This is a genomic window from Bacteroides timonensis, assembly GCF_000513195.1.
GTDB lineage: Bacteria > Bacteroidota > Bacteroidia > Bacteroidales > Bacteroidaceae > Bacteroides > Bacteroides timonensis.
Genome location: NZ_CBVI010000001.1, coordinates 275,235 through 289,698, shown reverse-complemented (window position 1 = coordinate 289,698; position 14,464 = coordinate 275,235). Strand labels below are relative to the sequence as shown.

At 44.4% G+C, this 14,464-nt stretch carries 10 protein-coding genes; 7 read left to right on the top strand and 3 right to left on the bottom strand.

What is annotated here, in order from left to right:
* Positions 1–9: 9 nt before the first annotated feature.
* The 3 genes from BN161_RS01045 to BN161_RS01035 form a co-directional block, all read right to left on the bottom strand.
* Positions 10–624: an L-threonylcarbamoyladenylate synthase gene (locus BN161_RS01045; RefSeq protein ID WP_044262278.1), complete on the bottom strand. Its 615-nt coding sequence runs from the start codon at positions 622–624 to the stop codon at positions 10–12.
* Positions 625–697: 73 nt separating this feature from the next.
* Entirely contained in the window at positions 698–2,707 is a 2,010-nt protein-coding gene (locus tag BN161_RS01040; protein WP_044262277.1) for an AAA family ATPase, read from the bottom strand.
* Positions 2,708–2,749: 42 nt separating this feature from the next.
* Complete coding sequence (locus BN161_RS01035; RefSeq protein WP_044262276.1) at positions 2,750–3,535, bottom strand: Cof-type HAD-IIB family hydrolase; 786 nt, start codon at positions 3,533–3,535, stop codon at positions 2,750–2,752.
* Between the two features lie 138 nt (positions 3,536–3,673).
* Between BN161_RS01035 and BN161_RS01030 the strand changes: the two genes are divergently transcribed.
* The 7 genes from BN161_RS01030 (at position 3,674) to BN161_RS01000 (ending at position 14,441) form a co-directional block, all read left to right on the top strand.
* Positions 3,674–4,552, top strand: a complete 879-nt coding sequence (locus BN161_RS01030) for a prenyltransferase (RefSeq protein WP_044262275.1) — start codon at positions 3,674–3,676, stop codon at positions 4,550–4,552.
* Position 4,553: 1 nt separating this feature from the next.
* A complete protein-coding gene (locus BN161_RS01025) occupies positions 4,554–5,171 on the top strand; it encodes a CPBP family intramembrane glutamic endopeptidase (protein WP_044262274.1) in 618 nt (205 codons plus the stop codon).
* Between the two features lie 152 nt (positions 5,172–5,323).
* On the top strand, positions 5,324–6,490 hold the full coding sequence (locus BN161_RS01020; protein ID WP_044262273.1) for a MalY/PatB family protein: 1,167 nt from the start codon (positions 5,324–5,326) through the stop codon (positions 6,488–6,490).
* A 48-nt stretch (positions 6,491–6,538) separates the two neighbouring features.
* Positions 6,539–8,200: a helix-turn-helix transcriptional regulator gene (locus tag BN161_RS01015; protein ID WP_044262272.1), complete on the top strand. Its 1,662-nt coding sequence runs from the start codon at positions 6,539–6,541 to the stop codon at positions 8,198–8,200.
* Between the two features lie 729 nt (positions 8,201–8,929).
* The gene (locus BN161_RS01010; RefSeq protein ID WP_044262271.1) at positions 8,930–11,335 is read left to right on the top strand and encodes a TonB-dependent receptor domain-containing protein; all 2,406 of its coding nucleotides are present in this window, start codon (positions 8,930–8,932) and stop codon (positions 11,333–11,335) included.
* 216 nt (positions 11,336–11,551) lie between these two features.
* On the top strand, positions 11,552–13,102 hold the full coding sequence (locus BN161_RS01005) for a pectate lyase family protein (protein ID WP_209441873.1): 1,551 nt from the start codon (positions 11,552–11,554) through the stop codon (positions 13,100–13,102).
* Between the two features lie 31 nt (positions 13,103–13,133).
* A complete protein-coding gene (locus BN161_RS01000; protein WP_044262270.1) occupies positions 13,134–14,441 on the top strand; it encodes a pectinesterase family protein in 1,308 nt (435 codons plus the stop codon).
* The last annotated feature ends 23 nt before the right edge of the window (positions 14,442–14,464 follow it).

Sequence of the window (14,464 nt, the reverse complement as noted above, 5' to 3'; positions counted from 1 at the left end):
TTTGGTTGGTTATCCTTCATTCAACCAGCCTTTTCCCTGACGGATAACTTCAATTTCTCCACTTGTGCAGTCTACAATGGTAGAAGATTCTGTACCACCGATGCCACCGTCAATAACCAGATCGACAAGGTCGCCGAATTTTTCATCAATCAATTCCGGATCGGTGCAGTATTCTATATCTTCGTGCGCTTCGTGAGGAAGAGTGGTAGTCATGATGGGAGCGTCCAGAATACGGGCTATTTCCTGGATAATGGCATTGTCGGGCATACGGATACCTACTTCTTTTCGATTACGGAAAATCTTTGGCAGGCGGGTAGTTCCGTTCAGGATGAAAGTGAAAGCACCGGGCAGGTTGCGTTTCATCAGTTTGAACGTATTGTTATCTACCTTTGCATATTCGCTGATGCTACTTAAATCATAGCAAATAATGGAAAGGTTATTCTTGCGCGGATCTATCTCTTTGATACGGCAGATACGTTCGATGGCACGTTCTTTCAGCCCATGGCAACCAATGGCGTACATGGTATCAGTGGGATAGATGATGAGGCCACCGTCATTCAAAATATCCACTACCTGTTGCAGGTCTTGTGGATTATTGTTCTTTTCGTAAAGTTTCAGAAGCATAGGGCTGATAATTAGTCTATATATAATGACACAAAAGTAGGGAATAAGTTTCTTATTCTCAAATAAGTGTGGCTTATTTCTTGGATGATTTTTTTCGAAGTTCTTCTGCCAGTCGCCACTGCAATGCTGCCTCTACTTCTTTTCCTGCCTGCATCAGGGCATCTCCGAAAAGTTCATGCGCTCCGGCATGCTCCGGTTTCAGGGTGGTGGCTTTGTCCAGATCAGCTATGGCGCCTTCGGTTTCTTGCTGTTTCAGACGTAATTTTCCCCGGTTGTAAACAGCTTTAAATTCAGCCGGACGTAGTTTGACGGCACGTGTCAGGCATTCTTCCGCTTCAAGATATCTGCCGTCATTGAAGAGGGTGATGCCTTTACGTATCCATGCATCCGTATATTCCGGATAAAGTTCCAGCGCTTTGTCGTAGTTGGCGATGGCGGCACGAGAGTCATGGGCAAGAGTAATGGACTCATTACCCATCAGATAATACTCACGTGCATAGGCTTGCAACCGTTTCTGTTGCTCTGCCATTTGGGATTTTAGTTGATCGTTGTTGTCTCGTAGCTTGTTGATAACACCTAACTTGCGACGGATGAGGCGTTGAATAACAGGCTTTTCTATGTCGTATCGGGAGTGTATAGCTTTAAAGAAATGGTTGAGGAAGACTTCGAAATCTCCTTTATCGAATGCTTTGGTTGCAGCAGCATATTCTACGTCAGCTTGCGCCTGTTTCAGGGCTCGGTCTATGGCCTGCCGGTTATTGAAACGTTCGGCAAAATTCACTATTTCCGGGCGTACAAAGATATCAGCCCGATTCACAGGTTTCTTTAGTTGAATACCTTCCAGTGAGGTGCAGCGGCTGAGGGCGACGTACGCTTGTCCACCGGCAAATACACCGCCGGTGAAATCGATGACTACACGACTAAAGGTCAGTCCCTGACTTTTATGGACGGTGATAGCCCATGCTAATCGTACGGGAAACTGGGAGAAGGTGCCCAACACTTCTTCTTCAATTTCTTTTTTCTTTTCGTTGTATTTATAGCGAATGTTTTTCCAATGCTCCGGTTTGACGTCACATTCTTTCCCATCATCAGTGATGACGTAGAGCGTTTCTTCTATCTCATCGAACCCACTTACTACACCGATAGTGCCGTTTACCCAGCGGCGGTCGAAATCATTCTTGATAAATATGACCTGTGCACCCGGTTTCAGTACAAGTTCACGCGAAGTGGGCAGACTGCTTTCGGGAAAGTCACCAGTGACTTCTCCCCGGAAGGTAACAGCGTCTCCGGGCAGTTCTGCCAGTTTCCGGTCATTGATATAATCTACGTTATCGCGACGCGTAGCGAGGGTGATATACATATCTTTCTCATTCTCTTCGATGTCGGTTCCGTAGCGGGTATTGAGTAGTTGCAGGTCAGCGGCACCGGCAGTATTGCTGCGAATATGGTCCAGAACGCTGACAAAGACTTTGTCTGTTTGGCGATAGACCTTTTCAAGTTCAATGGAAACAAGGTCTATCTGGTTGAAAACCCTTGCAGAGAAAAAGTAAGGAGTAGGATAGAAGCGGTTCAGGATTTCCCGCTCATCGCCTTTCACTACAGGTTCGAGCTGGAAAACATCGCCTACTAACAAGAGTTGTTTCCCACCGAAAGGTTCGCGCAGGTTGCGTGAGTAGACACGCAGGATACGGTCTACGGCGTCAATAATATCTGCCCGTACCATGGAAATCTCATCGATAATAATGAGTTCCAGTTCTTCCAGTAGTTTTCGTTGGGGTTTGGTGTATCTGAAGAATTCGTGAATGCGTCCGCGCTGCAAACTCAGATTCGGGTCGTCGGGAAGCAAAGGATGAAACGGTAGCTTGAAAAAACTATGCAGGGTGCTGCCACCGGCATTGATGGCGGCGATACCGGTAGGCGCCAGTACCACATGTTTCTTTTTTATATTCTCACAGATATATCTCAGAAAGGTAGATTTACCCGTACCCGCCTTTCCGGTCAGAAACACGGACTGGCGGGTATATTGTATGAGACTCAGAGCATCCTGGAACTCTTTGTTGTTGGTATCTACTGTTTGGGACAAGATTAGTAATTAGTAATTAGTAATTAGTAATAAAAAAGAGGACTATATAATGGAGAAATGTTTAAGTGCATTGGCTACTCCATCTTCATCAACCGAAGTTGTAATGTAATTGGCATGTTCCTTCACTTCGTCCACGGCATTTCCCATTGCTACTCCAATGGCGGCATGGCGCAGCATACTTACATCGTTTCCTCCGTCGCCAAATGCCATTGTTTCTTCCAGGCGAATACCGAAGTGATTGATGATTTCGTCGATACCCTTTTGTTTGGTATTTCCTTTGGCGGTGATATCGGCAAAAGCAGGAAACCAACGCCCGGATTCGCAGTCCGGCAGTTGGGGAAGAATCTCTTTCTCTTGCTCCAGTGTAATGAACGGTGTCATCTGGAAGATCTCCCGGCGAATCGCTTCTTCAGGTGTCTTTACGGGAAGCACATCTACTTTCAGATAATCGTTGAATATCTTTTTCACCATATCGTCCGGCTGGCAGACGCAGATATCATGTTCGCCTACAAAGATACAGGGGAAATTCTGTTCGGAGGAGATATGTGCTAATGTCTGTACGTCAGCAGCGGGAATCGCGCTCTTGTAAATCACTTCTTCGCCTACGAAACAATATCCGCCGTTCATGGTTATATAACCGTCTATTAATCCGCGGTCCTGCAAGGCAGAAAGGTTGTTGATGATAACTGCGGGGCGTCCCGTAGCGATAAAAATCCGAATGCCTTTGGCTTTGGCAGCGGCGATGGCTTCGATGGTGGTTTGGGGAATAGCATGGGTATTAAAACTCACTAAAGTGCCGTCGATGTCAAAAAACAGGGCTTTAATCATATAATTTCTATTTTACTTGGATGCAAAAGTACTCAAAAGTGAGGATATTTTGTACTTTTGTCTCCTAAAGAAATCGTAAATAGTCATTATACATTAATAAAATAATAAAAGCTGTTTTTGAACGCAGTTAAATCGCAAATGAAGAAGCATTCCTTAAAAGATTGGCTGATAGCTGTACGCCCCTGGTCGTTTCCGGCATCAGCAATGCCGGTGATTGTCACGCTGGCATATTTGTATTGGGCATACGGGGTAATAGAATGGGCGAACGGACTGTTAGGGTTGGTCGGTATTGTTATTTTCCACGCTTCGGGAAATGCGTGGAGTGATTATTTCGACTTTGAACGGGGAGTGGACAGGGTGGATACATTTGGCGTGAAGACCCTGACAAGCGGGCAATTCATGCCATTGGAGATACGCAACCTGGCCATAGGCCTGATGGTGCCGGCGGTGATGGTCGGTCTTTGGCTGGTAGTCTGTACGGGGCTTCCCTTGTTGTGGATAGGTGTTTGTGGAGCTTTGTGTTCGCTGCTTTATCCGTGGCTGAAATACCGGGCTTTCGGAGATTTCGTTATTTTTGTAGCTTATGCCATACTTCCTACTTTGGGTATATCTTATATTACTATGGGGAAATTCCTGCCTGATGTATGGTTGATAATCGTTCCGGTGGGATTGATTACAGTAGCCATCCTGCATGCTAATAATACGCGTGATATAGGTACGGATGTAAGGGCCCGGATTAGTACTCTTGCTATGAGGCTTGGGGTGAAGACGGATATTTACCTATATATGTTCGAGGTGCTTTTCCCGTTTCTGTGGATCGCGGCTTGTGTAGCGTTGGGATATTTTCCGTGGTGGTCTTTATTGACGATAGTAGGAATTCTGCCTGCAATAGCCAATGCACGGACTATGTTGCGGTTGCCGAAAGAAGGGATTGGTGTCATATCCAATCTGGATGAAAAGACGGCGAAACTGCAACTCTTGTTCAGTTTATTGTTTACTGTTACATTCCTGATATAGTATGAAACGAATTATTATTCCTTTATTGATAGCTGCTTTCTTGTGGTTCTTTATGTTTTCTCCCTGGACAAGCGGAATATTCAACTTCTGGACGGCCATGAGCTTTTCGGCTATTGTGTTGATGAATATGGCTTTTGCGCTTCGTTCGCAGTGGTGGATAGAAGATGTGAAGTTCGATTGGAAGAATATTGCCGGAGGGGTGGGATTGGCTGTTGTTTTGTGGGGAGTATTCTGGTTGGGAGATAAGGCTTCCGCCTGGCTTTTCGACTTTGCCCGTCCGCAGGTGGAACTGATTTACGGAATGAAAACCGGTGAAAATCCTTGGTTACTCTCCATATTACTACTCATATTGATAGGTCCTGCCGAAGAAATCTTCTGGCGGGGATATGTGCAGAATGCACTTTCGAAGCGCTGGAGCCCGAATGTCGGTTTTATAGTGACAACATTAGTTTATGCATTGGTACATATCTGGTCGTTCAACTTTATGCTGGTGATGGCGGCGTTGGTGGTTGGTGCTATCTGGGGATTAGTTTATCGATTGTATCCGCAGAAATTGGGAGCATTGATTGTGTCGCATGCAGTGTGGGATGTGTCGGTATTTGTTGTGTTTCCGATTTAATATGACTCTTTTGCGGTAATTTTTCATCCGCAGATGACACAGATTACACGGATTTATAAATTGAAGTAAAAGAAATCTGCGTTATCCGCGCTATCTGCGGATGAAGAATGAAATCTTGATTTACAGGAATATAGAATATAAAACAAACAGCAATGAAATACAATTTTGATGAAATCATTGAACGTCGTGGCACTAACTCGGTGAAATGGGACGGTGTAAAGAATATCTGGGGGCGTGATGATTTGCTCCCTATGTGGGTGGCCGATATGGACTTTCGTACTCCGCCTTTCGTGATGGATGCTTTAAGAAAACGCCTGGAACATGAGGTGTTGGGATATACTTTTGCTTGTGAAGAGTGGTATACTTCTATTTGTACATGGCTTCACGACCGTCATCAGTGGGATATATCCCGAGAGATGCTGACATTCGTTCCGGGAATCGTTCGCGGGCAGGCTTTTGCCCTGCAATGTTTCACTAATCCGGGGGATAAGGTAATGGTGATGACTCCTGTTTACCATCCTTTCTTCTTGGTAACTGAACGTATGGGGCGTGAAGTGGTATATTCACCCTTGGAATTACAGGATGGACAATATCATATCAATTTTGAGCGTTTTCGTAAAGATTTGCAAGGTTGTAAAGTTCTGATTCTCTGTAATCCCCATAACCCCGGCGGACGTGTATGGACAGCAGAAGAGTTGAAAGAAATAGCGGCTATCTGTTATAGTAATGGAACATTTGTGATTTCTGATGAGATTCATGCCGATCTGACTTTGCCTCCTTATAAGCACCATCCGTTTGCTACGGTTTCCGAAGCAGCAGCATCGAACTCACTTGTCTTCATGGCTCCCAGTAAAGCATTCAATATGCCCGGATTGGGAAGCTCGTATGCGATTAATGTTGATAAGGATATTCGTGAACGTTTTCAGACCTTTATGGAGGCGGGTGAGTTTTCTGAAGGACATTTGCTTGCCTATATCGGTGCGGCAGCTGCTTACATGCATGGTGCAGAATGGTTGGAGCAAATGCTTGATTATATAAAAGGGAATATAGATTTTACAGAAGAATATCTGAAAGAACATATTCCGGGCATTGGCATGATACGCCCGCAAGCTTCTTATCTTGTTTTCCTGGATTGCCGGGATTTGGGGCTGACACAGAAAGAGTTAACCCGACTTTTTGCAGAGAAAGCACATCTGGCTCTGAATGACGGAACTATGTTTGGTCAACCGGGAGAGGGCTTTATGCGGTTGAATATCGGTTGTCCCCGTTCAGTGCTGAAGCAGGCTTTGCAGCAATTACGTGAGGCTGTTGTGCAGTAATATCAAAAAGAAGAATCTATTTTTGTTGGCCGTACAGGTCTATACTACATGAAGAAACTCTTATATCTTTTTATTGTAAGTGGTATTCTGCTGTGTGCTTGCAGGCATACCGATAGTACTGCTTTGCTCCGCCAGGCGGATGCGGTGGTTTATGGTAATGCGGATAGTGCAATGAAACTCCTGTCGTTAATCAAGAATCCGGAGCGGTTGCCGTTCGAGGAAAAAATGTTGTATGGCTGGCTGCGTACATTTGCACATAATGTACGGGGAGCCTCCATGGCGGAAGACTCTTTGATTTTACCCGCATTTCATTATTTTGTCGCCGGTCCGGACACGGTAAAGATGCTGAATTCATTCGTGTTGAAATCCAAATATTTATATTGGCAGAAAAAGCATGAAGAGGCTATGGCTGTATTGGATAGCGGTATTGCGGCGGCTACGGCATGTAGAGATACTTATCTGATGGTCAATATGCTTTCTGAGAAAGCAAACAGGCATGTGTACGTTGAGAAGGATTATAAAAAGGCAATAGAAGCACATCTCAGAGCGATTGCCATTCGTGAAGATGAAGGCCTGTGCTATTCTTTGGGTATTGCCATGGGATTACAGGGAAATGATTCGGCTTCTTACTATATGGACCGAAGCATTGAACTGGTGGAGAAAAAGAAAGATACGATGCGCTTGGTGCATTATCTGCGAAACTACGCGCAGTTATTGTCCTATATAAACAATGATTATAAAAGGTCGGCAGAAGTGTCAAAACGCCTGCGGAATTTAGCGTCTGATGAAGGGCAGGTTGCCATGACTGACTTGGTGCTGACGGAATGTTTCCTGAAAATGGGAGAGTTGGATTCTGCCCAATACTACCTCGATCAGGGCAGAGCACTATTTGGCCACCGGGAGAAGTTTTTAACTACAGAAAATATGATGACTTATTATCAGGGACTGATAGATTATACACGTCATCGTACATTTGATTTCCTGAAAGTGATGCGTTATAATGATTCTGTTCACAATGCCCTTTATGCCTTGCAAAGTACCATTCAGCGGAAGGATGAAAGTAAGGAATCACTTTCGAATGCCAATTTGCAGTTGACGGTAGAGCGACAGGAGACGCAACTGACGCTGTTAGCTTGTTTGCTGTTACTGGTTGTTACGGGTGGTGGTGCCTTTTTCTATATTCGGGCCCGTCGTCATCGTCTGATTGAAGCGGAAGAGCGAATCGAAACACTGAACCGTTTGCTGGCAGATGCTACGAAGGGAGACAGTGAACCAGAGACTACCGGAAATGTTAATCAGGAAGTGGAAGACGGACAGTTTTTCCGAAAAATACTTTTGCAACAGTTGGGCATTATTCGTTTGGTCGCTACGCAGCCTACATCACAAAATCAAGATTTACTTCGCCGCATATCCGGCATTACGAACCGGGAGTTGCCCGTAGAAAGTCTTTTGGTGTGGGAGGATTTGTATCCCGTGATCGATCGTATATACGATGGCTTTTATACTCGAATGAACGGACGTTTTGGTTCTGTACTAATAGATAAAGAACAGCAGCTCTGTTGTCTGCTTTGTGCAGAGTTCTCTACAAAAGAGATTAGTGTAGTGACGCAGCAAAGCATTCCGACTATTTATCAGCGGAAGACGAATATCCGGAAAAAGCTGGGAATGGGGGAGAAAGAGGATATCGTCGGTTTTATTCTGGAGAAATAACAAATATTACCTGCTTTTCGCACACTCTTATGTGTATTCGTGTTTGAGCGGTTATGAGCTAAATTGATACGCTGACGACGCGGACAAGGCGGACGAACGCGGATTTTTATTTTTCATCCGCAGATGACGCAGATAACGCTGATGCCTTTTATCTTCCGTTAAACATAGCGCAGCTTTAAAAGATCGGCGTTATCTGCGTTATCTGCGGATGAAAAGTTACTTGCACACCGAAGGGAACCAACGGTCAGCGAAGCTAAATCTTACTCCGCGTTCGTCCGCTCTATCCGCGTCGTCCGCGTACCCATTCTCAATATAAATAATAAATATTTATAAAACAAAACATTTGCGAGATCAGTCGCATACTTAGGGGGTCTCAGTATGATTATAGCACGCTTGATAATCAAGTATTTACAAAACTAATCTTTGGTGGTTATAAATTAGAACAAATAAACTATTGAAATAATGAATTGATTCGTTTCTTTTGCGGAAATGAAATAGGAGCTGTATCCGGTTCGCGGAAATGAACGCGTCTATTCATGCATATAAATAGTATATAGACTCTCAAAAGGCAAATATAGAGAACCTTAAATTTAATATGTTGATAATTAGTGCTGTATGCGTCTCTAATATAGAACTTTTATATCCCGATATAGAGTGCTTGAGACATGTTTCACCCCTAACTTTGCATCAGGTAAAAACGAAAAGTGAAACATTTAAATCAATCGAACGATGAAAGCAAATTCAATGAAGACTATCGGGAAAAGACTCGGATTCTTAATCCTTATCATGTGTGTGGCAGTTTCTATTTCTGCTCAAAGTTATCAACTCTCCGGTTGCGTACAGGACGAAAACAATCAGCCGGTGGAAGTAGCGAACATTCTGCTGAAACAGGCCAAAGACAGCACCTATCTTACGGGTATGCTGACGGATGCACAAGGGTGTTTTACCTTTACTCAACCTAAAGGGGAATATCTGTTGCATATTACTCTGATAGGTTGTGAAGATATCTATTTGCCCGTCTCCTTACAGGGAAATAAGAATGTAGGTATGCTCACCCTGAAATCCTCTTCTACCTTTTTGAATGAAGTAACCGTTACGGCAGCCCGCCCGGTAATCAAGCGTCTGGTAGACAGAGTTGTTTTTGATACACATAATGCCATCGCTACTGCCGGAGGAAATGCACTCGACCTTTTGCGTGAAGTGCCCGGTCTGCGCGTTGGTCAGAATAGTATTGATATCATAGGTAAAGGAGGCGTGAAGATATATATCAATGATCGTGAAACGAAACTTTCCGGTGACGAGTTGATTGACTATCTCCGTTCTTATGACGCTTCTCAGATACAGAAAGTGGAAGTAATTACTACTCCGCCATCCAAATATGATGCGGCTGGTAATGCAGGTATTATCAATATACGTCTGAAGTCACGTCCTAAAGATTATCTGGGAGGTACGGTGTCCGCTTCTTATAATGCAGGCGAAAAGGAGAATTACGGTTATGGTGGTGTAAACCTGAACATCAGCAAAGGTCGCGTATCTTCTTTCATCAATGCAGGTACTACACAAGGTAACTATGAGAACCGTGAGGCGAATCGTCGCTATTTTGCTCAGAATACTTGGGATGGGCGTACGGATTATAAGAAATATATGCAGAGTTATTATGGTCAGGCAGGTGTGGACTTTGCGCTGGAACGCAACTGGACGTTAGGTTTGCAAGCTGTTTACAACCACAGCAACCCTAAAGATTCCAAAGCAGTTTCTATTACGGAAGTTTATGATGTGGCTACTGCCCGTCTGGATTCTCTTTTATTCTCTGACAGTGAGGAAGGAACTAAAGCCGACCGCATCAACTTGAATTTCCATACTGACAAGTCCTGGGGTGATAAGGGTAAAAAGATGACCTGGGATGTGGATTACCTGTACGATAAAAGGGATAGTCACATGGGGTTCCTGTCTGACACTCAGACTCCTGACGGTGTAACTATACCCGGAACCAATTTTGATTACAGTTATTTGCAAAACCGTAAAGTAGATGTATTCTCTTCTGCACTTGACTTTACACTTCCGTTCGAGAAGTATAAGGTGACCGCAGGTGCCAAGGTTTCTTTCACGAATACACGTAACCGTATCAATTATGATACTTCGGACCCGACACTGGTGCAGGACGATTATTTCCACTATAAAGAACAAATCTATGCTCTTTACGCTGACTATAACCGCGCGTTTGGCAAGCAGTTCTCTATGCAGCTGGGCTTGCGTATGGAACACACCCGTACTACCGGCATTTCTGAGTCGGAGAATACGACGGACAAGCACGATTATACCCGTCTGTTCCCTACGCTCTATTTCCTGTATTCACCCAATGAGCAGAATGCGTTGAACCTTAGTTTGTCCAATCGCATTTCCCGCCCTTCACAGAATATGGTGAACCCTTTCCCGTTCTATCAGAACAAGTATACCTATGCTTGCGGAAAGGAAGACCTGAAGCCGAGTTATACGTATAATGCCGAATTGGGTTATACATTCAAGAACAATCTCAATATCTCTGCCTTTTATTCTTATTCGGACGATGTATTCTTTCAGGTTGTAGGTTTAGATCCGGAAACGAATATCAGTTCTTTCCTGTGGGATAACTTTATGGAGACACACTCTTTCGGGTTGAATAACTCCTATACATTCCGTACAAAATGGATGCAGGCTTATGTTCAGCATGGTGTAAACTATAGCCGTACAACTTCCAGTGCCGCTTCCACATCAGCCGAAGAGAAAGGATGGGCTTATAATGCCAGTTTGCGCAATACATTCTTCCTTAATCCGAAGAAGACATTTATCGGAACGCTTTCAGGTTGGTTTACTTCACGTCAGTATAGTGGAGTATATCTGATAAAACCTACTTATGGTGTCAGTGCGGGTTTGCTCTATCGCATGCTGGATAATAAGCTCAGTCTTAGCCTGAACGTCAACAATATTCTGATCAGCCATTCGAAGCTTGAAACTGTTTCCAATGGAGTCCGGATGACGACGGACAATCAGTTTGCCTTTACCGGTTTCCGCATCGGTGTTTCCTACACGTTTGGTGGAGATATCCGCAGCAAGGGACAACGTAATAGTAACTCAGATATTCAGAACAGATTATAAAAATTGCTTTCATCGTTTTTACCTAGCTGAAAGCACTCCCGTGGCGGGAGACGAACGGCTTGTCAGAGTGAAACAGTGGTTTCACCGGGCAGGCCGTTCACTTTGTTTCCATAAAGTATATGAATCATTCCTCCTTTTCTACCAGTTTTTACCCCTTACTTTCTTCATGATTGCCCACTTTTGCATACCAACAAACAAATCTATAAGAGGAAGTATATGAAAAACAAAATGAAAAACCGAGTAATAGAGATGAAGGACTTATGCCTTTTATGGCTCTTCTTGTTCTTATTAGGTGGAATACCGGCAGGAGCGACTACTATTTCTGATGATGAATCAGCATCCGGTACGGAAGAATTAATCGCTTTCCCCGGCGCTGAAGGTTTTGGCCGGAATACTACCGGTGGTCGCGGTGGTAAAGTTTATCACGTCACTACATTGGAAGATGGAATGCAGGCAGGAACGTTACGTTATGCGCTTGCGCAAACAGGTGCACGTACGGTGGTTTTTGATGTAGCCGGGACTATCTTCCTGAACAGACCTTTAAGAATCACTAACGGAGATTTGACTATTGCCGGACAAACGGCGCCGGGGCAAGGTATTTGTATTGCCAGACGTCCGGTAACTATTAACGCCAACAATGTTATTGTTCGTTATGTACGGTTTCGCGTCGGCAATGAAGGCGGTGGAGAACCCGACGGACTTGGAAGTACCGATTGCAGGAATGTTATTGTAGACCATTGTTCTATCAGTTGGTCGGTAGACGAGTGTTGTTCGGTGTACGGTGGTGAAAACCTGACTGTTCAGTGGTGCCTTGTTTCCGAAAGCCTTCGGACGGCCGGTCATGCCAAAGGAAAACACGGATATGGGGCCATCTGGGGGGGAGCGAAAGCGTCTTTTCATCATAATCTGCTGGCACATCATGAAAGTCGTTTTCCCCGACTTGGTCCCCGTCCTTTCACTCAGGAACGCGAGCATGTGGATATGCGGAACAACGTTTTTTATAATTGGGCGGGAAATGGCTGCTACGGTGGAGAAGGAATGCATGTCAATATCGTGAACAATTATTATAAACCAGGTCCGGCTACTCCCAAAAACAGTCCTGTACGCTATCGTATTGCCGCTCTTGGAGTGCGTACCACGAAATATTGTACCAAGGCGGATGGCAAACCCAATGTTTGGAAACCTATGGAACATGTATGGGGGAAATTCTATGTGGACGGTAATGTAATCGAAGGTAATAAGGAAGTAACCAAGGATAACTGGACAAAGGGTATTTACGAACAAATCAACAACTCATCCTGCGATAATACTTTCACTAAACAAGTGAAGAAAGAGATGCGCTTGGCCAAACCTTTGGATGCAGGTATTGTCACTACACATACTGCTGAACAGGCGTATGATCTTGTATTGGCCCACGCCGGTTGTTCCAAACAACGTGATATTATAGATATACGTATTATAGAGGAAACCCAAAATGGTACGGCTACTTACATTGGCAGCGTGACGAAAGGTGCTGAAAATGCTCCCGGATTGATCGACTTACCGGCAGATGTGAAACCGGAGGGAGCTATTAGTGCTTGGCCGGAATTAACGAATGGCGGTGTTACAGCCGATGAGCTAAGAGATACTGATAGCGATGGTATTCCGGATGTATGGGAAACAGCTCATGGACTGAATCCGAAGGATGCTTCCGATGGTATTACTACTACATTGAGTAAGGAAGGTTATACCAATTTGGAAGTCTATATGAACAGTCTTGTACCGTAGGAACCAAGAAACAATTATCAAACATAGAAGTATGAAGAAGATTATTTTTACTGCACTACTTGTCGGAATCTTATCCGGAGGATGTGCACAGGAGAAGGAAGCAGTCTCTCCATTTCAGGCTGTAGTGGCTCAGGATGGCAGCGGCGACTATGCAACTATTCAGTCTGCCGTAGATGCGGCGCCGGAGAACCGGCAGGAACCATGGCTCATTTTCGTAAAGAACGGTTCGTACCGTGAACAGGTAATTATCCCTGAGACCAAGACTTACATTCATCTCATTGGGCAGGATAAAGATAAGACAATCATCCATCACCGTCTCAATGTAGGCGGAAAACCCAAAGAAGGTACTGCGCCTGAGAAGACCGCTTTCTGGAAACATTCTGTTCATAATCCTTCCTCTGAAGTTTACAAATTAGAAGGCAGCGTTGTTTATGTGAAGGGAGCCCATTTTTATACAGAGAATATTTCTTATCTTAATGATTGGGGGGTAGATAGCCAAAGTGGTCCTCAAGCTTTGGCTATGAGTAGCCAGGCTGATTGTGCTGCATACAATAATTGTATTTTTCGCTCTTTTCAGGACACCTGGATGACTTCCAGAACTGACTCTCACCGTCTTTATGTGAAAGATTGCTGGATTGAAGGAGCGGTAGATTACTTTTATGGCAGTGGAGATGCTTTGCTTGAGAACTGTACATTATATAATGTACGCAGTGGTTCTGTAATAGTTGCTCCCTCTCATAAAAATGTGAGGTTCGGATATGTATTTCGCAACTGTATAGTGGATGGTAATGCCGCTGCTGCCGATGGTAAACAAAAGTTGGGACGTCCGTGGCATAATTCTCCTCGTGCAGTTTATATACATACCACTATGCGCATTCCTCTTGCTCCCGAGGGGTGGACAAACATGGGGGCTATTCCGGGCTTATTTGCAGAGTATGACAGTCGCGATGCTGAAGGTAATATACTTGACCTGAGTCAACGTAAGACTGAATATGACGGACGTGGTCCTAATAATCCACCGAAAGGTTCCTGTCGTGCAACAATCACCAAGGAAGAAGCGGATGGCTATGTATACGAACGTATAATTCCAGGAGATGACGGATGGGATCCCCGTGTGATGATGGAAAAATTGCCGTCTCCCGCAAAGTTGAAGAAAAAGGGGGTGAAAGTTAGTTGGAAAGCAGTACCTGCTGCCGCCGGATATGTCATTTTTGATAATGATCGTGTCATAGGCTTTGCCAAAGAGCCGATCTATACTTTGCCATCTGAAGTAAAAGGAAATTTAAAAGTATGTGCTGTCAATCGTTATGGTTCATTAGGAACAGAGAGTGTCCTTTAGTTAATGAATTGTAATGGTGCTAT